Origin of the sequence: Actinocorallia sp. API 0066 (genome assembly GCF_020991275.1) — a bacterium.
Taxonomy (GTDB): domain Bacteria; phylum Actinomycetota; class Actinomycetes; order Streptosporangiales; family Streptosporangiaceae; genus Actinocorallia.
This window is the reverse complement of sequence record NZ_JAJLQY010000017.1, coordinates 102,235-123,943: the sequence shown is the minus strand read 5'-3', so window position 1 is coordinate 123,943 and position 21,709 is coordinate 102,235. Positions and strand designations below refer to the sequence as shown.

The following is a 21,709-nucleotide window of genomic DNA, read 5'->3' as shown; positions in this document are numbered from 1 at the left end:
CAGGACTCCTCAAACTCGCGGGGGCGGCTCAGGGCGGCTCAGAGGGCCGAGCGGTCGCGGCCCAGGTGGTGTCCGCGCAGGTCCGTGACGGCGGGCGCCACGGCCGTCTCAGCGGCTTCCGGGGCGACGGCTACCTCGATCGTGACCGGGGTGACGCCGACGAGGGCCTGGGTGACGCGCCCCGACCACATCGGGTTCCGCACGAGGCTGTCGCGCGCGAACGTCACCCGCAGCACCGCGCGGTCGAGCGTGCCCTCGCGGGAGACCTCCAGGTTCCAGTGGCTGATCCCGTCGATGCGCGACAGCACGTCGGTGACGCGCGGCAGCGACAGCCAGCGGCCCCGCACGAGCAGGTGCTCGCCCGCGGTGTGCGTCGGCTGGGCGGCCCCGCCCGCGGTGAACCACCCGGTCCGCAGGCGCGCGCCGCCCAACGTCGTGTGCCAGCGCGGCGTGACGACGATCTCGGCGGGCCCGGCGTGGTCGGCGACCAGTTCGTCCTTGGCGGGCGGCGCGAGCCCGATCAGGCCCTCGCGGACGGGCGTCAGCGACGGCCCGTAGGCGACCGGCACGCCGAAGAACGGGTCGGCGAACAGCTGCACGACCTCGGCGTCGAACTCGTCCTCCAGCTGGCGCAGCCAGTTGCGCGACGGGATCTCCCCGACGAGGAGGATCCGCTCCAGCTCCAGGTCCAGCGGGTCGAGCAGGAACTCAAGGTGCAGCCTGGCGAGGAAGTCCATCGCGCCCGAAGGCGTCGTGACCAGCACGTTCGCCTGTGTCCGCGTCAGCGCGCGGTGCAGCCGCAGCCGTCCGCGCGGCCCGACCGACGCGACGGCCTCGGCCACCGAAAGCGCCGCCTCAGCCAGCGACGAGCCTTGCAGCTCGCCGTCGTTGTTCAGCGCGACGACGACGCGGTCGCCCGCGCCCACCCCGGCCGCCTTCAGCGTCGCGGCCGTCAGCTCCAGGGCCGCCGCCCTGTCCTGCGCGGACAGGGGGGCGACGACGTCGGCGTCGGGGGAGACGAGCAGGAGGCCGCGCGCGGAGGCGCCCGGCGGGAAGTCCTCGCGGGAGGTCCAGGTCACTTCATCACCTCGTTCATGAACCGGCGCATCGAGTCGGTGACGTGCTCGTGCGCGAGGCCGCCGACCTGGGCCTGCAGGATGAGGTCGGTCGCCCCCGCCGCCTCAAGGCGCGCGACGGCCTTGCGGGAGCCCTCGACGTCGTCGATGACGACCATCAGGTTGTCGCGGAGGATGTCCATCGCCTCGTCCGGCGGCATGGCCACGGCCTGCTGCCCGAGGACGCGGTGGGTGGCGTGCCGGGCGTCGGTGTAGCTCGGCGGCGCGACCAGGTTGACCTGGCGGCGCAGGTACCACAGGACGGGGTCCGCGGCCGTCTCCACCGCCTCCTGCCGGGACCGGCCGACGTACCACGGGATCATGATCGCGATCCGCCGGCTCTCCGGGTCGAACCCGTTCTCCGCGAGGCACGCCTTGTAGGCGGCGATGTCCTCGGCCACGTCGTCGATGCCCTTGAGCATCGTCATGCCGAGCAGGTTGTAGCCCTGCTTCCCGGCCGCGAGGAAGCCCTCAAGGGACGTCGAGGCGACCCACACCGGAGGGTGCGGCTCCTGGGTGGGCCGCGGATAGACCGAGACGTTGGGGATCTCGAAGTACTCGCTGCTGCGCGTCACCGGTTTGCCGTCGGCGTTCCAGATCGCCAGCACGGCCTCCAGGGACTCCTCCCACAGCTGCCGCGACTGCTCGAACGGCCGCTGGAACGCCTGGTACTCCAGGGGGGAGGCGCCGCGGCCCGTCCCGAACTCCACCCGGCCGCCCGACAGCACGTCAAGGGTGGCGACCCGCTCCGCCGTGCGGATGGGCGACTGGAAGGGCAGCAGGACGACGCCCAGGCCCAGGTGGATGCCGCTGGTCCGCTGCGACGCCGCCGCGAGCACCAGGTCCGGCGCCGAGGAGTGCGAGAAACCGCGGGTGAAGTGGTGCTCGACGAACCACGCCGTGTCCATGCCGAGCTCGTCGGCGAGGACGACCTGGTCGAGCACGTTCCGGAAAGCCCGGCTCTCGACCTCGCGGCTGCGTCCGCGCACTTCCAGCTCGTAGCCGACGCTGATCCGAAGGGCCATGCCCCGCCTCCGCTCTCTTGTGTTAACCAAGCGCTCGCTTGGTAGACTAGCAGCGGCCGTCCGGTCCGAACAAGTCGCGCGGCGGGGGGTGCGCATCCGGATCATTCCGATCGGAAAACTCCACTAAGGTGTGCCATATGCGGACGATCATGCTCATCTCCGGCATTTTGCTCCCCGTGCTGGGCGCGACCCTCGTGCCCGCCGCCGCGGCGTCCGCCGCCCCGATCCCGAACGGGCCGGGCAAGGACTCCGTCCCCGCCTACCTCGGCGCCCCGGCGACGCCCAAGCCCATCCCGGGCGCCCCGATCCCGCGCAACCCGCACATGGCCGCGCCCGGCGCCGCCGCGATGCACGCCGACAGCTGGGCCTCCGACACCTACCCGTTCCTCGGCCCCCTCGGCCGGAACCCCGAGGTCGTCTCGACGGCCAAGGCGGGCGGCCTACCTGGGCTGTGTTCTACGCACAACTACGCGCGCTCGACTGGGCTCATCGTCGCCCAGTGCACCAACGTCGGCACGTTCACGCTGCGCCTGATCGACCCGAAGACCCTGAACGACCTCGCGACGTTCGCCCTGCCCGGTCGGCCTTCGACCGTCTCGGCGGTGACCGGCCTCGACCTCGACGCTGTCCTCACCGACACCTCCGGAGGCGCCTACTACTACCTGGACGCCAAGGACAGGGCGGTCCTCGCCGACTCCAACTTCCACATCCGCCGCTTCGCCCACGTGCGGACCGCCAAGGGCTGGACGTTCAAGGTGACCGACGACTGGAACCTCAAGAAGCACGTCCCGCATTCGTGCCCGACGTGGGCGAATCCCAGGCCGAAGGGTGAGTGCGACCCCATCACCTCCGTCCAGCCCGACTGGAAGGGGAACATCTGGTGGGTGACCCGCAAGGGCAGGGTCGGCACGGTCAACCCGAAGAACGGCCGCGTCAAGGTGATCCGCCTCAGGGGCGAGCAGATCCAGAACTCCTTCGCCGCCTCCCGCGACGGCGTCTCCATCGTCAGCGACCACGCCCTCTACCGGTTCAGGGCCGACGCGTCCGGCAAACCCAAGGCCGTCTGGCGCAAGACCTACGACAGGGGAACCCGCCGCAAGTCCGGCCAGCTCGACCAGGGCTCGGGCACCACACCCACGCTGCTGCAAGGCGGGCTCGTCGCCATCACAGACAACGCCGAGCCTCGGATGAACGTCCTCGTGTACCGGATGGGCGACGGCAAGCGGCTGTGCAAGGTGCCCGTCTTCAAGCCCGGCAGATCAGCGACGGACAACTCCCTCATCGGGTTCGGCCGCAGCCTCGTCGTGGAGAACAACTCCGGCTACCGGAACTTCGTAGAGCTGCCCGCGGGCGCGTCCGCCCACGGCGGCCTGTCACGCATCGACATCACCGCCTCCGGCTGCCGGACCGTCTGGACGAGCAAGGAGCGCAGCCCCTCCACCGTCGCGAAGGCGAGCGTCCCCGGCGGCCTCGTGTACGCCTACACCAAGGAGCCCCGCAAGGACGGCGTGGACGCCTGGTACCTGACGGCGATCGACTTCCACACCGGCAGGACCGCCTTCAAGGTGCTCACGGGTACCGGCAAGCTCTACGACAACAACTGGGCTCCGGTCACCCTCACCCCCGACGGGGCCGCCCACGTGGGCGTCGTCGGCGGGCTTGTCACCGTGCGGGACCGCTGAGGATCCCTAGAATTTCCCGGTGAGCAAGCAGCGTTTCGGCATCCTGATCCTCCCGTCCGCCAACCGCGTCTACGCGGACGCCTCGGTCTCCCTCATGGCGGCCGAACTGCGCGTCCTGGACCGCGAGATCCTGGGCGGGAGGATCACCGGCCTGGAGCCCGCGACCTTCGGCGGCGTGCCCTACCTCACCTTCACGCTCGCCGACCCCGCCGACCGGGAGATCGCCTTCCTGTCGAACCTCTCGGCCCTGTACGCCCTCTTCCGGATCGCCGGGGACGGCGGCCTGCACCCCGTCCCGCTCGCCCCCCTCGACCGCCTTGACGACGACCTCCTCACCATCCAGAAGTACGCGGGCAAGACCAACGAGCAGTTCACCAAGATGCTGCTCAACGTCACCGTCTGGGCGTCGGCCTCCGGGCCCGCGTCAATCAGCCGCGCCCTCCGCGTCCTCGACCCGATGTGCGGCCGGGGCACCACCCTGAACCAGGCGCTCATGTACGGCTGGAACGCCGACGGCATGGACATCGACACCAAGGACTTCGAGGCGTACGCGGGCTTCCTCAGGACCTGGCTGAAGCGCAAGCGCCTCAAGCACACCGCCGAGCTCGTCCCGGTCCGCCGCGACCGCAAGCTCGTCGGCCGCAAGCTCGACGTCACCCTGGGCCTGGCCAAGGACGACTACAAGGCCGGCGACAAACGCCGCCTGACCGTCGTCAACGCCGACACCACCCGCGCCGCCGAGTTCTTCGCCGCCCGCTCCTTCGACGCCATCGTCACCGACGCCCCCTACGGCGTCCAGCACGGCGCCCGCACCCAGCAGTCCCTGAGCCGCAGCCCCTCCGCCCTCCTCGAAGCCGCCCTCCCCGCCTGGACCCGCCTCCTCAAGCCCGGCGGCACCCTGGGCATCGCCTGGAACACCCACGTCACCCCCCGCTCCGAGGCCCTGCGACTCCTCGCCGACGCGGGCCTGGACCCCCTGGACGAAGGCCCCTACCGCGACTTCGCCCACCGCGTGGACCAGTCCATCCTCCGCGACATCGTCATAGCCAGAAAACCCACCTGACCTCACCCAATTCCCCCGATCCCACTCGGGGGCGACAACTCCGGTCGGTCACAGGCGTGTGCTGTGCGAGCTGGTCGTGCCCGCTGTGCGGTCTCGGCCGTCGGGGGCCGGGGTGACGGGGTTATGACTCCGGGGTGAGGGTGTCGGGCGTGAGGGCCGGGAAAGGAGTGCTGGGAGCGGTGCGGGTCCAGCGGACGTGTTGGGCCAGGGCCTCCTGCATGGCCTGGGCGGCGAAGGTGCGGAGGGACTTGGCGGGGGCGCCGGCGAGGGGGAGGTAGGCGGTGAGGGTGTCGGATTCGACGGCGGCGGCCAGCGCGGCCGGGGTGGCCGCCGAGTCGGCCGGGTAGGCGGGCTCGGAGGCGACGGGGGTGGCGTCGCGGGTCTTGAGGTGGGCGATCAGCTGGTCGCGGCGGAGCTTGTGGCGCTCCCAGATCCTGGTGATCCGGGGGTGCGCGGAAAGGGGGGAGCGGGCGCCGACGACGCCGTACAGGTAGACGGCGCGGTGTTCGGCGGCGAGCGCCGCCTGAAGGGCGGGGACGGCGCTCATGTGAGGGCCAGGGCTGTGGCGTGGCCCGCCTCGCAGGCGCCGATGCTGGCCAGCAGCTGCGACATGCCGGGCGAGACGGCGGCGACGTCCCTGAGCCGGGCGCCCGCGGCGGCCCGCTCGGTGCGGCGCAGCAGGGCGAGGGCGCCGGCCCGGTCGGCGGGCGGCTCGGCGGGCGCCGAGCCCGCCGCGGCCGGGGTGGACGTGGCGCCGCCGGTGCCCGGCAGGTAGTGCCTGCGCAGCACGGCCAGGTGCTCCCGGTGGTTCGCCAGCGCCTGCGCGCAGGCCGAGGGCAGTTCGCCGTGCGCGGAAGAGATCTTCTCGTACAGGGAGATCAGGTTCTCCTCGTCCGCGATCGCGCCCAGCAGCACCGCGACGTCCGGTTCCGGGGCCAGCTCCTCGGGCGGCGCGCCACAGGCCGTCAGCGCGGCCATCCCCGCGCTGCTCAGCCCGGCGGCGGCCAGCAGCGACCGGCGGGACAGGGGGACGGGCACGCGGGACCTCCTTGGAAGGCGGCGCGGTGAAGGCGCGGCGCGAAGGCGCGCGGGGACAGGCCGGGAGTCGCAGACAGCATGCCACACAGGGGGTCGGGGAGTGCGAATACACACTCGGGGGTCCGGCTGTCGATAGTCTTGTCTGGTCAGAGCGTAGGCATAGCTACCGATAGAGCCGATAAGTAGAGCCAGGGAGGTCCCGTGAGCGCAGGAGCGCGCGACGGGCGCGTTCGAGGGGACCGCCAGAAGGCCGCGCTGGTCGAGCTGCTCGAGCCCGTGGTGGGCGCGTCCGGGCACGATCTTGAGGACGTCGCCGTCAGCCAGGCGGGCCGGCGCCGGGTGGTCCGCGTTGTGGTGGACGCCGACGGCGGGGTGAGCCTCGACGACATCGCGGTGGTGAGCCGCGCCGTGTCGGCCGCGCTGGACGAGACCGACGTGCTGGGCGGGAGCCCGTATGTGCTGGAGGTCACCTCGCCCGGCGTGGACCGGCCGCTGACCGAGCCGCGGCACTGGCGCCGCGCCGCGGGACGGCTTGTGAGAGCGCCCCTCACGACGGCCGAGGGCGGCGCGCCCGTCGAGGGCCGCGTCCTGGGCGCCGACGACCGGGAGGTCCGGATCGAGGTGGCCGGGCAGGAGCGCGCGTTCGCTCTCGCCGACCTCGGGCCGGGAAGGGTCCAGGTGGAGTTCCGCCGGATCGAGACACAGGACGACGACCAGGACGACCAGGACGACTCGCTCCGCGAAGACCTGCTCCACGAAGACGAGGAAGGTGGGGACGGGGAGCCTCATGGACATTGACATCAACGTGCTGCGCAGCCTGGAGCGGGAGAAGGACATCTCCTTCGACCTCGTGGTCCGGGCGATCGAGGACGCTCTGCTGATCGCCTACCACCGCACTGAGGGCGCCGCCCCCAAGGCCCGCGTGGAACTCGACAAGAAGAACGGCCACGTGACGGTCTGGGCCACCGAGGCCGAGCCGGAGGGCGCGGCGAGGGAGTACGACGACACCCCTGAGGACTTCAGCCGGATCGCGGCGACCACGGCCCGTCAGGTGATCCTGCAGAAGCTGCGGGACGCCGAGGACGAGCTGACGTTCGGCGAGTACGCCGGACGTGAGGGGGACATCGTCACCGGGGTGATCCAGCAGGGCAAGGACCCGCGCAACGTCCAGGTGGACCTGGGCAAGCTGGAGGCGGTGCTGCCGCCGCAGGAGCAGGTGCCGGGGGAGAGCTACGAGCACGGCGAGCGGATCAAGGCGTACATCGTGCAGGTCCGCAAGGGCCATCGCGGTCCGCAGGTGATGCTGAGCCGTACCCATCCGAACCTGGTGCGCAAGCTGTTCGCGCTGGAGGTGCCGGAGATCCTCGACGGCACCGTGGAGATCGCGGCGATCGCCCGTGAGGCGGGGCACCGCACGAAGATCGCGGTCCGTTCCCGCAAGAGCGGCGTCAACGCCAAGGGCGCGTGCATCGGCCCGCTGGGCAGCCGGGTCCGCAACGTGATGACCGAGCTGCACGGCGAGAAGATCGACATCGTCGACTGGTCGGACGATCCGGCGACGTTCGTCGGGAACGCCCTTTCTCCGGCGCGTGTCAACGCGGTCGAGGTGATCGACGCCGAGCAGCGGGTCGCCCGGGTGATCGTCCCGGACTACCAGCTGTCGCTGGCCATCGGCAAGGAGGGCCAGAACGCCCGCCTGGCCGCCCGGCTGACGGGGTGGCGGATCGACATCCGTCCCGACACCCCCGCGGAGGAGGGTCGGAGCGGTGCGCCCGGACCCGGCGACGAGACCCCAGACGCCGCCGAGGCTTCGGCGGGGTAGACTGGTGCATGGTGGCCATTCGGCCCAGCGGTTCATGGCGCGATTTCCGGCGCGGCGGCTCGTGAAGCGGCAGCGCACGTGTGTGGGCTGCCGGGTCCGTGCGGCCCGCGCGGACTTGTTGCGAGTCGTCGCGGTGGGGGGCGTTCTCGTCCCCGATCCGCGCAAGCGGCTGCCGGGCAGGGGTGCTTCGCTGCATCCCGAGCTCGGATGTCTGGAGCAGGCGATCCGCCGTCGGGCGTTCTCCAGGGCCTTGCGCCTTGAGGCCGCGCCCGATAGTTCTGGTCTGCTGCGATATCTGCAGGGAAGCGAAGAAACGTAAGGACATCTAGTCGGAAGCAGGTCGAGATTGCTATGAGCGCTCGATGAGCAGTAGGCGATGACTGGTTAGCGACGGCCCGGCGACACGACCCGGGCCAGATTGGGAGTGCAGTGGCCAAGGTCCGGGTGTACGAACTCGCCAAGGAGTTCGGTGTCGAGAGCAAGGTCGTCATGGCCAAGCTCCAGGAGATGGGCGAGTTCGTCCGGTCGGCGTCTTCGACGATCGAGGCGCCAGTAGTACGTCGGCTCACCGAAGCGTTCGGTAAGTCTCCCTCGGGTCGCGGTGGCGGCCCCCGTTCGTCCGGGCCCCGTCCGGGCCCCAAGCCCGGTGCGGGCGCCGTCTCCGGCGGCCCCAAGCCCGGTCCCGCGCCGCGGCCGGCGCCCGGGCCGCGTCCCGGACCCCGTCCGGGTCCGCGCCCGCCGGCGGCGCCCGAGGTTCCCGCGGCACCCGCCGCAGCCGCCCCGGTCGCCCCCGCGCCGCAGGTTCCGTCCACGCCGCGGCCTCCGGTTCCGCCGGTTCCGCCCGCGCCGCAGCAGGGCCCGCCGACCCCCGCGGGCGACCGTGGCGGCGACCGCGGCGAGCGCGGCCCCCGTCCGGGCCCGCGTCCCGCGACGCCCGGCCCCCGTCCCGGCCCGCGCCCCAGCCCCGCCGGGGGTGGCGGCGGCGGACGTCCCGGTGGCGGCGGCCGTCCCGGCGGTCCGCGTCCGGGCAACAACCCGTTCAGCTCGACCAACACCGGCATGGGCGCGCCCAAGCCCGGCCCGCGTCCCGGCCCCCGTCCGGGCGGCCCGGGTGAGCGTGGCGGCGCCGGCACCGCGGAGCGCCCCGGCGGTCCCCGTCCCGCGTCCCCGCGTCCGCCTGCGGGCGGCGACCGTCCGGGCGGCCCTCGGCCGTCGCCGGCCGGCATGCCGCCCCGGCCCGGTGGCGGCGGTCCGCGTCCCTCGCCGATGAACATGCCTTCGCGGCCCCCGCAGCAGGGCGCCCGTCCGGGTGGCCCCGGCGGTCCGCGTCCCGGTGGTGGCGGCGGTGGCGGTGGCGGCGGTGGCCGTCCCGGCGGCGGTGGCGGCGGTGGCGGCTTCGCCCGTCCCGGTGGCGGCGGTGGCCGTCCCGGTGGCGGTGGCGGCGGCTTCGCGCGTCCCGGCGGCGGTGGCCCCGGTGGTGGCGGCGGTGCCGGCCGTCCCGGTGGCGGCGGTGGCTTCGGCGGCCGTCCCGGCCCCGGCGGCCGTGGCCGTGGTGGCACGGCGGGCGCCTTCGGCCGTCCCGGCGGCCGTCCGGCGCGTGGTCGCAAGTCCAAGAAGCAGCGGCGTCAAGAGTTCGACAACATGCAGGCGCCGGCCATCGGCGGCGTCAACGCGCCCCGGGGCAACGGCAAGGTCATCCGCCTCGCCCAGGGCGCCACGCTGACGGACTTCGCCGAGAAGATCGGCGCCAACCCGGCGTCGCTCGTGGCGATCATGATGCACCTCGGCGAGATGGTGACGGCCACCCAGTCCGTCACCGAGGAGTCGCTCCAGCTGCTGGGCGCCGAGCTGGACTTCAACGTCCAGGTCGTCAGCCCCGAGGACGAGGACCGCGAGCTGCTGGAGTCCTTCGACCTCGAGTTCGGTGAGGACGAGGGCGGCGAGGAGCACCTGGCCGCGCGGCCCCCGGTCGTCACGGTCATGGGTCACGTCGACCACGGCAAGACCAAGCTGCTGGACGCGATCCGCAACGCCAACGTGGTGGCGGGCGAGGCCGGCGGCATCACCCAGCACATCGGCGCCTACCAGGTCGCGACCGAGGTGGACGGCGAAGAGCGCAAGATCACCTTCATCGACACCCCGGGTCACGAGGCGTTCTCCGCCATGCGTGCCCGTGGCGCCGAGACCACCGACCTCGTGGTCCTGGTGGTCGCCGCGGACGACGGCGTCAAGCCGCAGACCACCGAGGCGATCGACCACGCGACGGCGGCCGGCGTGCCGATCGTCGTGGCGGTCAACAAGATCGACAAGGAGGGCGCGGACCCGACGAAGGTCAGGGCCCAGCTCACCGAGTACGGCCTGGTGGCCGAGGAGTTCGGTGGCCAGACCCTGTTCGTGGACGTGTCCGCCAAGCAGGGCGAGAACATCGAGGGCCTGCTCGAGGCGATCGTGCTGACCGCCGACGCGGAGCTGGACCTGCGGGCCAACCCCGACCAGGACGCCCAGGGCGTCGCGATCGAGGCGCACCTGGACAAGGGCCGTGGCCCGGTGGCCACGGTGCTGGTCCAGCGCGGCACGCTGCGCATCGGCGACTCGATCGTCGCGGGCGGCGCGCACGGCCGCGTCCGGGCGATGCTGGACGAGAACGGCGAGCACGTGGACGAGGCGACCCCGTCGCGTCCGGTGCTGGTCCTCGGCCTCACCGCGGTGCCGGGCGCGGGCGACAGCTTCCTCGTCGTCGAGGACGACAGGATGGCCCGCCAGATCGCCGACAAGCGCGCGGCGCGCAAGCGCAACGCCGAGCTGCTGCGCAGCCGTCCCAAGCACTCCCTGGAAGAGCTCTTCAACGAGCTGTCGAAGGGCGAGCGCCAGGAGCTGCTGCTCATCCTCAAGGGCGACGTGTCCGGTTCGGTCGAGGCGCTGGAGGACTCGCTGCTCAAGATCGACGTGGGCGACGAGGTCAACCTGCGGATCATCCGCCGCGGTGTCGGCGCGATCACCCAGGACGACGTCAACCTCGCGGTGGCCTCGGACGGCGCGGTCATCATCGGCTTCAACGTCAGGCCCGAGCGCAACGCCCAGGAGGTGGCGGACCGCGAAGGCATCGACATCCGGTACTACTCGGTCATCTACCAGGCGATCGAAGAGGTCGAGGCGGCCCTCAAGGGTCTGCTCAAGCCGGAGTTCGAGCAGGTCCAGCTGGGCACCGCGCAGATCCGCGCGATCTTCAAGGTGCCGAAGATCGGCAACATCGCCGGTTGTATGGTCCAGTCCGGCACGGTCAACCGCAACAGCAAGGCGCGGCTGGTCCGGGAGGGCAGGGTCATCGCCGACAACCTCACCGTCTCCTCGCTCCGCCGGGAGAAGGACGACGTCACCGAGGTCCGCGAGGGCTTCGAGTGCGGTATCGGCATCGGCTACCAGGACCTGAAGATCGACGACGTCATCGAGACGTTCGAGATGCGGGAGAAGCCCCGCTCCTGACGGTTCGTAGAGAACGCCCCGGGGCCTTTTCCCCGGGGCGTTCCCATGTCGCCTACCGTTGAAGGCAGCGGCCCGGGGCTGCGGACGTGTAGGTCTCTCCTAGACACACCGGGTGAACATGTTCGTGGGAGCTTTGACCCTTGATCTCCTGTTGGGCGACGTGCACTCGCTCAAGGAGAAGCGGGGGGTGGTCAGGCCGGTCATCGCCGAGGTGCACAAGCGGTTCCCCGCGGTGGCCGTCGCCGAGACGGGCCATCTGGACCTGCACCGCAGGGCCGAGATCGGCATCGCCGTGGTCTCCGCGACCGCGGGGAACTGCCGGGCGGTCATGGAGCAGTGCGAGCGGCTCGTCGCGGGCCGCCCGGAGATCGATCTGCTGTCGGCGCGGCAGCGGATCTACGACGACGAGGAGTAGTGCCATGGTGGATGCGGCGCGGGCGCGCAAGCTCGCCGACCGGATTCAGCAGATCGTGGCGGAGATGCTGGAGCGGCGGGTCAAGGACCCCAGGCTCGGGTTCGTGACGATCACGGACGCCAAGATCACCAACGACCTCCGCGACGCCACCGTGTACTACACGGTGTACGGGACCGACGAGGAGAAGGCGGGCACGGCGGCGGCGCTGGAGAGCGCCAAGGGGATCATCCGCACGGAGGTCGGCCGCAAGACCGGCATCCGGCACACCCCGTCGCTGACGTTCGTGCCGGACGAGGTCATCGAGAACGCCCACCACATCGAGCAGCTGCTGGCCAAGGCCAAGGAGCAGGACGCCGAGGTGGCGGCCAAGGCGGTCGGCGCGACCCACGCGGGTGACGCCAACCCCTACAAGTCCGACGAAGAGGACGACGAGTTCGAGGACGACGACCTCGACGAGGAGATCGTCGGCGTCGAATCAGAGGACGACCGTAAGTAGCCGCCCCCAGGGCGAACCCGCCCGCAGGGCGCGCAAGCACGTGAGTGAAAGGGATCGTGGTGAGCCCAGTCTCCGGCCTGGTCATCGTGGACAAGCCCGCCGGGTGGACGTCCCATGACGTCGTCGCCCGGATGCGCCGCCTGGCGGGGACCCGCCGCGTCGGCCACGCCGGGACGCTCGACCCGATGGCGACGGGTGTGCTCGTCGTCGGCGTGGAGAAGGCGACCCGGCTGCTGGGCCACCTCGCCCTCACCAGCAAGGTCTACGAGGGGTCGATCCGGCTCGGCCGGACCACGAACACCGACGACGCCGAGGGCGAGCCCACCGGGTCCGTCCCGGCCGGGCACGTGACGGACGAGGAGATCACGCTCGGGATCAAGGCGCTCACCGGCCTGATCCAGCAGGTGCCGCCCCAGGTGAGCGCGATCAAGGTCGACGGGGAGCGCGCCTACAAGCGGGCCAGGCAGGGCGAGGACGTCGAGCTGAAGGCCCGCCCGGTGACGGTGCACGCCTTCGACGTCCGCGCGGTCCGCCGGGACGGCGACGTGGTCGACGTGGACGTCACCGTGGCGTGTTCCTCGGGTACCTACATCCGGGCGCTCGCGCGGGACCTGGGGGCCGCCCTGGGCGTCGGAGGGCATCTGACGGCCCTGCGCCGCACCGCGGTCGGCCCGTACGGGCTGGATCAGGCGCGGACCCTGGAGCAGTTGGCCGAGGACTGCGTGATCCTGCCCATCGGGGACGCCGTGGCCGCCGCCTTCCCCCGCCGTGACGTCACGGAGGAGGAGGCGGCCCTGGTGCGTCACGGGGGCAGGCTGCCCGCCCTCGGGCTCGGTGAGGGCCCCATCGGCGTCTTCGGGCCCGACGGGAGCCTTCTCTCCCTCGTGGAGGAGAGGGGCGGCAAGGCCAAGCCCCTCGCTGTGTTCGTTTCCTGACGCCGCGCTAGGTGGTCGTCTCCTGACACGCCGTGCGGTAGCCGGGATCACCTATCGGGTCAACCTACGATGGCGTAACCTACGGGTACGTAGCTTTTCCCGCTTCGTGCCTGTGGGAGGTACCCGACGCAATGGTCGCCACGCTGGAGCGCATCGCCGACGCGCAGCTCAAGCCTAGGCTCAGGGGCTGGCTCCACCTCGGAGCCTTCCCCGCCGCACTGATCGGCGGCCTGGTGCTCGTCACCTTCGGCCCCACCCTCCAGTCGCGGATAGGCGCGGCCGTCTACGCCGTCACCTCGGGCCTGCTGTTCGGCATCTCCGCCACCTATCACCGCAACCAGTTCGGCCCGCGCGGCGAGGCGGCCATGCGCAGGTTCGACCACGCCAACATCTTCCTCATCATCGCCGGGACGTACACGCCGTTCGCCCTCCTGGCGCTGGAGGGCACCACGAGGATCGTCATCCTGGCGGGGGTCTGGACGGGCGCGATCGCGGGCGTGATCTTCCGCACGTGCTGGCTCGGCGCGCCGCGCTGGCTCGCCACCGCCGCCTACATCGCCCTCGGCTGGTTCGCCGTCATCGCGCTGCCGGACTTCCTGACCGGCGCGGGCATCGCGGCGAGCGTCCTCATCGTCGTCGGAGGCGCCCTGTACAGCGCGGGCGGCGTGATCTACGCGAGGAAGCGCCCCGACCCGTCGCCGCGCTGGTTCGGCTTCCACGAGGTGTTCCACGCCTTCACCATCGCCGCCTATGTCTGCCACTACGTGGCGGTGTCCCTGGTCGTCTACCGGGCCTAGCGGCACGGGGCCGCCGCTCCGGCTCGGTAGAGTCCCCCGCAGTAGAGTTCCGCACAGGGTTCCGCGTAAGGGGAGGCGGAGTGCGGGCCGCCGGGCCGCCCATGGCAGGCTTGTCCCGGTGGACGGGCTCACACGAGACTGAGGGAGCGAGCAGGTGCGGCGCTGGTACGGCCTTGACGAGGTCCCCCGAGACTGGGGCAGATCGGTCGTCACCATCGGGGTGTTCGACGGCGTCCACCAGGGGCACCAGAAGGTCGTCGGGCGGGCCGCGCGCCTGGCCGCCGACCTCGGACTGCCCTGCGTGGTGATCACGTTCGACCCGCATCCCGACGAGGTGGTGCGCCCCGGCAGCCACCCGCCGCTCCTGGTGTCCGGCGCGCGCCGGGCCCAGCTGCTCGGCGAGCTGGGCGTGGACGCGGTCATGGTGCTGCCGTTCACCCTTGAGCTGTCCCGGATGGGGCCCGACGAGTTCGTCCAGTCCGTCCTGGTGGACCGGCTGCACGCGTCACGGGTGATCGTGGGCGAGGACTTCAGGTTCGGCCACAAGGCCAAGGGTGACGTCCTGCTGCTGCGCGAGCTGGGCGAGAAGTACGACTTCGAGGCCGAGGGGGTCCCTTTGCTCGCGGACGGCGACACCATCTCCTCCACCGCCATCAGGGCCGCGCTGGCCGACGGCAGGGTCGAGGACGCGGCGCACGAGCTGGGCCGCCCGCACCGGGTCGAGGGTGTGGTCGTGCGCGGCCACCAGCGCGGCCGTGCGCTGGGCTTCCCGACGGCCAACGTGGAGTCCCTGCCGCACACCGCGATCCCCGCTGACGGCGTCTACGCGGGCTTCCTGGTCTGCGACTCCGAGCGCTACCCGGGCGCCCGCTGGCCCGCCGCGATCTCCATCGGGACGAACCCCACCTTCGAGGGCGTGGCCCGGACGGTCGAGGCGTACGCCCTGGACCGTGACGACCTGGACCTTTACGGCGAGCACGTCGGCGTCGACTTCACCGCCCGGATCCGCGGCATGCTCAAGTTCGACTCGATCGACGACCTCGTCGCCGAGATGAACCGCGACGTCGAGGTGGCCCGGGAGATCACCGGCCGTCCCTGATCCACACGCGCGGGGCGGACGGTCATCCACCCCCGGATCGCCGTGATACGGTAAGTAGTCACCGGGATCGCGGTCCCGGCGCTGCCCGCTGCGCCCTCATAGCGGCGGGCCTCGTGGAGAGAGAACGCACACTGCGGCCACACGGCGGTATCCGCCGGGCTGCGGGTGTCGAGCACATCTAAGGAGTCACGTGTCCCTGGACACCGCCGTCAAGAACCAGATCATCGCCGAGTATGCGACCAGTGAGGGTGACACCGGATCCCCGGAGGTCCAGGTCGCGCTGCTGACCCGGCGGATCAACGACCTCACCGAGCACCTCAAGGCGCACAAGCACGACCACCACAGCCGCCGTGGGCTGCTGCTGCTGGTCGGCCGCCGCCGCCGGCTGCTCAAGTACCTGCAGAACAAGGACATCAGCCGGTACCGCCAGCTGATCGAGCGCCTCGGTCTGCGCCGCTAGCGTCCCTGAGGGAGTGGCCCGCCATCCGGGCCACTCCCTCAGTGCTAGACAACTGAAAATCGTGGAATAAACACATGTAAGCCCGCGAACGTATTTTCCGACGCATTCGAGGGCCGGTCCTCGGTAGTGGCCATCGGATCCAGGATCCGCGGGCTTCGATCGAAGACCGGCGGGGAATCTCGGGCGAGGGACACGTGGAGCGGGGAGCGACGAAACCAGGAGGTTTCCCGTGTCAGATGCCGTCCGCATCGATGGAGCGCACAGCTCCGAAGCCGTGATCGACAACGGCGCCTTCGGCGTCCGCAAGCTGCGCTTCGAGACCGGCCGTCTCGCGCGCCAGGCCGCCGGCTCGGCCGTCGTCTACCTTGACGACGAGACCATGATCCTGTCCGCGACGACCGCCTCCAAGCGGCCCAAGGACAACCTCGACTTCTTCCCCCTCACGGTGGACGTCGAGGAGCGCATGTACGCGGCGGGCCGGATCCCCGGCTCGTTCTTCCGCCGTGAGGGCCGCCCGTCCGAGGACGCGGTCCTGACCTGCCGTCTCATCGACCGGCCGCTGCGCCCGTCCTTCGTCAAGGGCCTGCGCAACGAGATCCAGGTCGTGGTGACGGTCATGTCGCTGCACCCCGAGCACCTGTACGACGTCGCCGCGATCAACGCCGCGTCGATGTCCACCCAGCTGGCGGGCCTGCCCTTCTCCGGCCCGATCGGCGGCGTCCGCGTCGCGCTGGTCGACGGCCAGTGGGTGGCGTTCCCGACCCACCTGGAGCTGGAGAAGGCCACGTTCGACATGGTCGTCGCCGGGCGCACCCTGCCCGACGGCGACGTGGCGATCATGATGGTGGAGGCCGAGTCCACCACCGGCACCCTGGGCCTGGTCCAGGACGGCGCCGTCGGCCCGACCGAGGAGACCGTCGCGCAGGGCCTGGAGGCGGCCAAGCCGTTCATCAAGGAGCTGTGCCGGGCGCAGGAGGAACTCGCCCGGGTCGCGGCCAAGGAGACCGCCGAGTACCCCGTCTTCCTCGACTACGAGGGCGACGTGCTGGAGGCCGTCACCGCCGAGCTGGCCGGCGACCTCGCCGAGGCGCTCACCATCGCGGGCAAGCAGGAGCGCGAGGAGCGCCTCGCCGAGCTGCAGGCCATCACCGTCGAGAAGCTCGCCGAGCGCTTCGAGGGCCGCGAGAAGGAGATCCCGGCGGCGATCCGCGCCCTCACCAAGAAGCTGGTCCGTGAGCGGATCATCAGCGCCGGCGTCCGCATCGACGGCCGTGGCGTCAAGGACATCCGGCAGCTGTCGGCCGAGGCGCACGTGGTGCCCCGCGTGCACGGCTCCGCGCTGTTCGAGCGCGGCGAGACCCAGATCCTGGGCGTCACCACGCTGAACATGCTCCGGATGGAGCAGACGATCGACACGCTGAACCCCGAGCGCACCAAGCGCTACATGCACAACTACAACTTCCCGCCCTACTCGGTCGGTGAGACCGGCCGGGTGGGCTCGCCCAAGCGCCGCGAGATCGGCCACGGCGCGCTCGCCGAGCGGGCGCTGCTGCCGGTGCTGCCGACGCGCGAGGAGTTCCCCTACGCGATCCGCCAGGTGTCCGAGGCGCTCGGCTCCAACGGCTCGACCTCGATGGGCTCGGTCTGCGCTTCCACGATGTCGCTGCTGGACGCGGGCGTGCCGCTGAAGGCGCCCGTCGCGGGCATCGCCATGGGCCTCATCCACGAGGGCGGCGAGTACGTCACCCTGACCGACATCCTCGGCGCCGAGGACGCGTTCGGCGACATGGACTTCAAGGTCGCCGGCACCCGCGACCTCATCACCGCGCTCCAGCTCGACACCAAGCTCGACGGCATCCCCGCCGAGGTGCTGGCCGCCGCGCTGCGCCAGGCCCGCGGCGCCCGCCTGGCGATCCTCGACGTCATGGAGGACGCCATCGAGGGCACCGCCGAGATGAGCGAGTTCGCGCCGCGCATCATCACGATCAAGGTCCCGGTGGACAAGATCGGCGAGGTCATCGGCCCGAAGGGCAAGATGATCAACTCGATCCAGGCCGACACCGGCGCCGAGATCACGATCGAGGACGACGGCACGATCTACGTCGGCGCGACCAACGGCCCGGCGGCCGAGGCGGCGCGGCAGGCGATCAACTCGATCGCCAACCCGCACCTGCCGGAGATCGGCGAGCGCTACCTGGGCACCGTCGTGAAGACGACGACGTTCGGCGCGTTCGTGTCGCTCATGCCCGGCAAGGACGGCCTGCTGCACGTCTCCCAGCTGCGCAAGCTGCACGGCGGCGTGCGGATCGAGAACGTCGACGACTTCATCAAGGTCGGCGACAAGATCCAGGTCGAGGTCACCGAGATCGACCCGCGCGGCAAGCTGTCGCTGGTCCCGGTCGAGGTGATCGAGAAGGAGGCGGCGGCCGCGCCGTCCGGTGACGGCGGCGAGGCTCCGGCCGAGTCGGCTCCCGTGGGCGACGGCGGCGACTCCGGGCCGCGCCAGCGCCGCACCCGGACCCGTCGACCGGCCTCCGACCGGGGCGACCGCGCCGACCGCAACTCCTGATCCACCCAGCCATGCCGACCGGCCGGTTCCGCCCCTCGCGCGGCGGACCGGTCGGTCTGCGCTTGGCCCCCAGGCCGCCCCGGCGGCCACCACCACCGGCCGTCGAAAGGCAGCAGCAGTGAGCATCGCAGCCGTCGAGCAGGAGCCCGGCAGCACCGTCACCCTCCATCCCGGCACGGACGGGGTCGGCGTCGTCCGCCGGACCGTGCTGCCCGGCGGCCTGCGGGTCGTCACCGAGACCATGCCGACCGTCCGGTCGGTCGCCTTCGGCATCTGGGCCGGGATCGGCTCGCGCGACGAGGACCTCGCCGACGCGGGCGCCACCCACTACCTGGAGCACCTGCTCTTCAAGGGCACCGAGCGGCGCTCGGCCCTGGACATCTCCGCGGCGATGGACGCGGTCGGAGGCGACCTCAACGCCTTCACCGCCAAGGAGTACACCTGCTACTACGCGCGGGTGCTGGACTCCGACCTACCGCTCGCGGTGGACATCGTCTCCGACATGCTCACCTCCTCGCTCATCGAGGCGGACGACGTGGAGGCCGAGCGCGGCGTCATCCTGGAAGAGATCTCGATGCGGGACGACGACCCGTCCGACCTCATCCACGACGAGTTCTCTCTCGCGCTGTACGGGGACGCGCCTCTCGGCAGGCCGATCCTGGGCACCGTGGAGACCATCAACGCGCTCCAGCGCGACGGGATCGCCCGCTACTACCACTCGCACTACACCGCGCCCCACCTCGTCGTGGCGGTCGCGGGCAACGTCGAGCACGAGGACGTCGTCAAGCTCGTCGAGCGGGCCTTCGCGGGGCGGCTGAGCGGCGACGCGCGGCCCACCCCGCCGCGGATCGGCGGGGAGCCCACCCCGACGCTGGGCGGCGGCACCCGCCTCATCGTGGACGACACCGAGCAGGCGCACCTGGTGCTGGGCGTCCCGGCGATCGCCCGCAGCGACGAGCGGCGGTTCGCGCTCGGCGTGCTGAACGCGGCGTTCGGCGGCGGCATGTCCTCGCGCATCTTCCAGGAGGTCCGGGAGAAGCGGGGGCTCGCCTACTCCGTCTACAGCTACACCTCGCAGCACGCCGACACCGGCGCGTTCGGCCTGTACGCGGGCTGCCAGCCCGCCAAGGTGGACGAGGTGCTGAAGATCTGCCAGGAGGAGTTCGTCAAGGCGGCCGTAGGCGGGCTCACCCCGGAGGAGCTGGCGCGCGGCAAGGGACAGCTACGCGGCTCCACGGTGCTCGGCCTGGAGGACACCGGGTCGCGGATGAGCCGGATCGGCAAGGCCGAACTGGTCTACGACAGGCTGATGCCGGTGGACGAGGTGCTCGCGCGGATCGACGCCGTCACCCTGGACGAGGTCAACGCGCTCGCCGCCGCCCTGCTGGAGCAGCGGCCGACACTGACCGTCATCGGGCCGTTCGAAGGCAGGGAGTTCGCCGTGTGACGTCGCGGCGGTGACGGGGTGCGGGAGCCGGGCCGGCGCGTTGGCCCGGTTCCCACCCCCGGTAAGTGTGCACTTTCTGAGTGGGTTTGTAAAGGGCCGGGAGGGTTCCATGATCAAGGTCGGGGTGCTGGGCGGGAAGGGCCGGATGGGCTCGGAGGTCGTCCGTGCGGTGGAGGGCGCGGCGGACACGGAGCTGGTCGCCGTCGTCGACCAGGGCGACCCCCTGGACGCGCTCACGGCCGCCGAGGTCGTCGTGGACTTCACCCACCCGGGCGTCGTCATGGACAACCTGGAGTTCCTCATCGGGCACGGCGTCCACGCCGTCGTCGGGACCAGCGGGTTCGAACCCGACCGGGTCGAGCGGGTGCGCCGCTGGCAGGCCGCCAAGCCCGGCGCGAAGGTGCTCATCGCGCCGAACTTCGGGGTCGGCGCCGTCCTCATGATGGACTTCGCGCGTAGGGCCGCGCCGTTCTTCGAGTCCGTCGAGGTGGTCGAGCTGCACCACCCGAACAAGGCCGACGCCCCCAGCGGCACCGCCTACCGGACCGCCGAACTCATCGCCGAGTCCCGGCGGGCCGCCGGATGCGCGCCCATGCCCGACGCCACCACCACCGAGATCGACGGGGCGCGCGGCGCGAGCGTCGAGGACGTGCGGATCCACTCGGTGCGGCTCGCGGGGCTCGTCGCGCACCAGGAGGTGCTGCTCGGCGGACACGGCGAGATCTTCACGATCCGGCACGACTCGATGAACCGCGAGTCGTTCATGCCGGGCGTGCTGCTCGGCGTCCGCAAGGTCGCCGACCTGCCCGATCCGCTGACCATCGGCCTCGAACCGCTGCTCGGGCTGTGAGCCGTCCGGTGCGCGCGCCGATCTTCGTCGGGGAGCCGTGGGACTTCCTCGCCGAATCCGAGGCCGTCGACTTCGAGCACCCCGCCATCCAGGCGCTGTCCTCCACCTTCCCGGACGGGGACGCCGCCTACGCGCACGCCGCGTTCGACTTCGTCAGGGACGAGGTACGGCACTCCGCCGACGCCGGAGACGAGGACGTGCCCTGGCGCGCCTCCGACGTCCTGGAGAAACGCACCGGCCTTTGCTACGCCAAGGACCACCTGTACGTGGCGCTGCTGCGTCTGGCGGGCGTCCCTTCGGGGTTCGGCTACCAGCGGCTCTCCGACGACGCCGGGGGGTTCGTGCTGCACGGGATCGTCTCGGTGAACCTCGAAGGGCGATGGGTTCGGCTCGACCCGCGCGGCGACCGTCCAGGGCTGCGCACCTGGTTCTCGACCGACGAGGACGTGCTCGCCTACCGGCCCGACCCCGCGCGCGGCGAGATCGACTACCTGGAGGTGTTCGCGCAGCCCCACCCGTCGGTGCTGGCCGCGCTGCGCTCCGGCGCGTCCCGCGGGGAGCTGTGCGCGGGCGGGCTGCCCTCGACGCTGGACTGACCTGGACCGAGCGCCCCGGACGGCCCCGAGCGCCCGTCAGGGGGCCTGGAAGCCGTACTTGTGGAACAGGGCGCGGGCCTCGGCCCCGGTGAGCCAGGCGACGAACGCGGTGGCCTCCGGCAGGTGCCGCGACCCGGCCACCGGCGCCACCGGGAACAGCGCCTTGACGTTGAACACGGCGGGGATCGCCACGCTGCTCGCGGCGGCCCCCGCCGTCTTCATGTCCGTGATGTAGACCAGGCCCGCGTCGGCGCGTCCGGCCCGCACGAGGCTGAGCACGGCCCGCGAGTCGACCTCCTCCGAGCGGATCCGCACCGGCACGCCCGCCTTGGTGAGCACCTCACGCGAGTACCTGCCGAGCGGGCCCACCGAGGTGCCGAGCACGACCCTCAGCTTCTGCCGGGAGAGCGACCTGACCCCGGTGAGCTTCTGCGGGTTGCCCGGCGCGACGGCGATGGTGAGCGCGTTGCTCGCCACGATGTGCGGGGTGCCCAGGTCCTTCCTGACCGGCTCCAGGGACGCGGTGTCGCTCGTCGCGACGACGTCGGCGTGCTCCACCTCGTCGGCCAGGTCGCGGGTGCCGACGTCCAGGCGGAACGCCACGTGCGGGGTGTGCTGGTGGTAGACGGCCGTCAGGTCGGCGAACACCTCGGCGAGCGCGGCGTCGGCCAGGACGCGCAGGGTGGCCCGCCCGCCGGAGTCGGCGGCGCATCCCGTGGCGGCGAGCAGGACGACGACGGCGGTCACCAGGGGGCGCATGGGCACGACCATAACGGGATCAAGTACGGCACACGCGATTACCCCGGCTTTGTCAGTG

21 protein-coding genes are annotated in these 21,709 nt (G+C 71.7%); 16 read left to right on the top strand and 5 right to left on the bottom strand.

Annotated features, from left to right (window positions below; translation table 11 throughout):
• Positions 1-38: 38 nt before the first annotated feature.
• Both LO762_RS31260 and LO762_RS31255 read right to left on the bottom strand, forming a co-directional pair.
• Positions 39-1,079: a hypothetical protein gene (locus LO762_RS31260; RefSeq protein WP_230619842.1), complete on the bottom strand. Its 1,041-nt coding sequence runs from the start codon at positions 1,077-1,079 to the stop codon at positions 39-41.
• Positions 1,076-2,140 carry an LLM class flavin-dependent oxidoreductase gene (locus tag LO762_RS31255; protein WP_230619841.1) on the bottom strand — a complete coding sequence of 355 codons (1,065 nt, stop codon included), beginning with the start codon at positions 2,138-2,140 and terminating at the stop codon, positions 1,076-1,078. The genes LO762_RS31260 and LO762_RS31255 overlap by 4 nt, the downstream gene beginning before the upstream one ends.
• A gap of 137 nt (positions 2,141-2,277) precedes the next feature.
• On the opposite strand from LO762_RS31255, the gene LO762_RS31250 reads away from it, so the two are divergent.
• Complete coding sequence (locus tag LO762_RS31250) at positions 2,278-3,822, top strand: hypothetical protein (RefSeq protein WP_230619840.1); 1,545 nt, start codon at positions 2,278-2,280, stop codon at positions 3,820-3,822.
• Between the two features lie 19 nt (positions 3,823-3,841).
• Complete coding sequence (locus tag LO762_RS33265; protein WP_308104869.1) at positions 3,842-4,885, top strand: SAM-dependent methyltransferase; 1,044 nt, start codon at positions 3,842-3,844, stop codon at positions 4,883-4,885.
• A 121-nt stretch (positions 4,886-5,006) separates the two neighbouring features.
• Here LO762_RS33265 and LO762_RS31240 read toward each other — a convergent pair whose 3' ends face one another.
• Both LO762_RS31240 and LO762_RS31235 read right to left on the bottom strand, forming a co-directional pair.
• Positions 5,007-5,432 carry a ferritin-like domain-containing protein gene (locus tag LO762_RS31240; protein ID WP_230619839.1) on the bottom strand — a complete coding sequence of 142 codons (426 nt, stop codon included), beginning with the start codon at positions 5,430-5,432 and terminating at the stop codon, positions 5,007-5,009.
• Complete coding sequence (locus LO762_RS31235; protein ID WP_230619838.1) at positions 5,429-5,923, bottom strand: hypothetical protein; 495 nt, start codon at positions 5,921-5,923, stop codon at positions 5,429-5,431. Before LO762_RS31235 ends, LO762_RS31240 begins: the two co-directional genes overlap by 4 nt.
• 201 nt (positions 5,924-6,124) lie before the next feature.
• Here LO762_RS31235 and rimP point away from each other — a divergent pair, with 201 nt between their 5' ends.
• The 14 genes from rimP to LO762_RS31165 all read left to right on the top strand — a co-directional run bounded on the left by rimP (position 6,125) and on the right by LO762_RS31165 (position 20,892).
• Positions 6,125-6,721 (top strand): ribosome maturation factor RimP, encoded by a 597-nt coding sequence (gene rimP, locus LO762_RS31230; RefSeq protein ID WP_230619837.1) that lies wholly within the window; start codon positions 6,125-6,127, stop codon positions 6,719-6,721.
• Complete coding sequence (gene nusA, locus LO762_RS31225; RefSeq protein WP_230619836.1) at positions 6,711-7,745, top strand: transcription termination factor NusA; 1,035 nt, start codon at positions 6,711-6,713, stop codon at positions 7,743-7,745. Before rimP ends, nusA begins: the two co-directional genes overlap by 11 nt.
• A gap of 34 nt (positions 7,746-7,779) precedes the next feature.
• A complete protein-coding gene (locus tag LO762_RS31220) occupies positions 7,780-8,064 on the top strand; it encodes a YlxR family protein (RefSeq protein WP_230619858.1) in 285 nt (94 codons plus the stop codon).
• A gap of 110 nt (positions 8,065-8,174) precedes the next feature.
• On the top strand, positions 8,175-11,228 hold the full coding sequence (gene infB / locus LO762_RS31215) for a translation initiation factor IF-2 (RefSeq protein ID WP_230619835.1): 3,054 nt from the start codon (positions 8,175-8,177) through the stop codon (positions 11,226-11,228).
• 118 nt (positions 11,229-11,346) lie between these two features.
• On the top strand, positions 11,347-11,643 hold the full coding sequence (locus LO762_RS31210; protein WP_230619857.1) for a DUF503 domain-containing protein: 297 nt from the start codon (positions 11,347-11,349) through the stop codon (positions 11,641-11,643).
• Between the two features lie 4 nt (positions 11,644-11,647).
• On the top strand, positions 11,648-12,139 hold the full coding sequence (gene rbfA / locus LO762_RS31205; RefSeq protein WP_230619834.1) for a 30S ribosome-binding factor RbfA: 492 nt from the start codon (positions 11,648-11,650) through the stop codon (positions 12,137-12,139).
• Between the two features lie 59 nt (positions 12,140-12,198).
• Positions 12,199-13,074 (top strand): tRNA pseudouridine(55) synthase TruB, encoded by an 876-nt coding sequence (truB, locus tag LO762_RS31200; RefSeq protein ID WP_230619833.1) that lies wholly within the window; start codon positions 12,199-12,201, stop codon positions 13,072-13,074.
• A 131-nt stretch (positions 13,075-13,205) separates the two neighbouring features.
• Positions 13,206-13,871 (top strand): hemolysin III family protein, encoded by a 666-nt coding sequence (locus tag LO762_RS31195; RefSeq protein WP_230619832.1) that lies wholly within the window; start codon positions 13,206-13,208, stop codon positions 13,869-13,871.
• 154 nt (positions 13,872-14,025) lie between these two features.
• A complete protein-coding gene (locus tag LO762_RS31190) occupies positions 14,026-14,970 on the top strand; it encodes a bifunctional riboflavin kinase/FAD synthetase (RefSeq protein ID WP_230619831.1) in 945 nt (314 codons plus the stop codon).
• A gap of 190 nt (positions 14,971-15,160) precedes the next feature.
• Positions 15,161-15,430: a 30S ribosomal protein S15 gene (gene rpsO / locus LO762_RS31185; RefSeq protein WP_230619830.1), complete on the top strand. Its 270-nt coding sequence runs from the start codon at positions 15,161-15,163 to the stop codon at positions 15,428-15,430.
• Between the two features lie 247 nt (positions 15,431-15,677).
• Entirely contained in the window at positions 15,678-17,999 is a 2,322-nt protein-coding gene (locus LO762_RS31180; RefSeq protein WP_230619856.1) for a polyribonucleotide nucleotidyltransferase, read from the top strand.
• A gap of 118 nt (positions 18,000-18,117) precedes the next feature.
• A complete protein-coding gene (locus tag LO762_RS31175; protein ID WP_230619829.1) occupies positions 18,118-19,446 on the top strand; it encodes a pitrilysin family protein in 1,329 nt (442 codons plus the stop codon).
• Positions 19,447-19,555: 109 nt separating this feature from the next.
• The gene (gene dapB, locus LO762_RS31170) at positions 19,556-20,296 is read left to right on the top strand and encodes a 4-hydroxy-tetrahydrodipicolinate reductase (protein ID WP_230619828.1); all 741 of its coding nucleotides are present in this window, start codon (positions 19,556-19,558) and stop codon (positions 20,294-20,296) included.
• 8 nt (positions 20,297-20,304) lie between these two features.
• Positions 20,305-20,892 carry a transglutaminase family protein gene (locus LO762_RS31165; protein WP_230619827.1) on the top strand — a complete coding sequence of 196 codons (588 nt, stop codon included), beginning with the start codon at positions 20,305-20,307 and terminating at the stop codon, positions 20,890-20,892.
• A gap of 36 nt (positions 20,893-20,928) precedes the next feature.
• Here the strand turns inward: LO762_RS31165 and LO762_RS31160 are convergent, their stop codons facing one another.
• Positions 20,929-21,651 (bottom strand): extracellular solute-binding protein, encoded by a 723-nt coding sequence (locus LO762_RS31160; RefSeq protein WP_230619826.1) that lies wholly within the window; start codon positions 21,649-21,651, stop codon positions 20,929-20,931.
• Between the last annotated feature and the right edge of the window lie 58 nt (positions 21,652-21,709).

Bases quoted from the DNA above. Each gene is read 5' to 3' on its own strand.
- LO762_RS31220 (WP_230619858.1), top strand. From the start codon at position 7,780: ATGGCGCGATTTCCGGCGCGGCGGCTCGTGAAGCGGCAGCGCACGTGT.
- dapB (WP_230619828.1), top strand. From the start codon at position 19,556: ATGATCAAGGTCGGGGTGCTGGGCGGGAAGGGCCGGATGGGCTCGGAG.
- rbfA (WP_230619834.1), top strand. From the start codon at position 11,648: ATGGTGGATGCGGCGCGGGCGCGCAAGCTCGCCGACCGGATTCAGCAG.
- LO762_RS31195 (WP_230619832.1), top strand. From the start codon at position 13,206: ATGGTCGCCACGCTGGAGCGCATCGCCGACGCGCAGCTCAAGCCTAGG.
- LO762_RS31255 (WP_230619841.1), bottom strand. From the start codon at position 2,140: ATGGCCCTTCGGATCAGCGTCGGCTACGAGCTGGAAGTGCGCGGACGC.
- LO762_RS31210 (WP_230619857.1), top strand. From the start codon at position 11,347: ATGTTCGTGGGAGCTTTGACCCTTGATCTCCTGTTGGGCGACGTGCAC.
- LO762_RS31250 (WP_230619840.1), top strand. From the start codon at position 2,278: ATGCGGACGATCATGCTCATCTCCGGCATTTTGCTCCCCGTGCTGGGC.
- LO762_RS31160 (WP_230619826.1), bottom strand. From the start codon at position 21,651: ATGCGCCCCCTGGTGACCGCCGTCGTCGTCCTGCTCGCCGCCACGGGA.
- nusA (WP_230619836.1), top strand. From the start codon at position 6,711: ATGGACATTGACATCAACGTGCTGCGCAGCCTGGAGCGGGAGAAGGAC.
- LO762_RS31240 (WP_230619839.1), bottom strand. From the start codon at position 5,432: ATGAGCGCCGTCCCCGCCCTTCAGGCGGCGCTCGCCGCCGAACACCGC.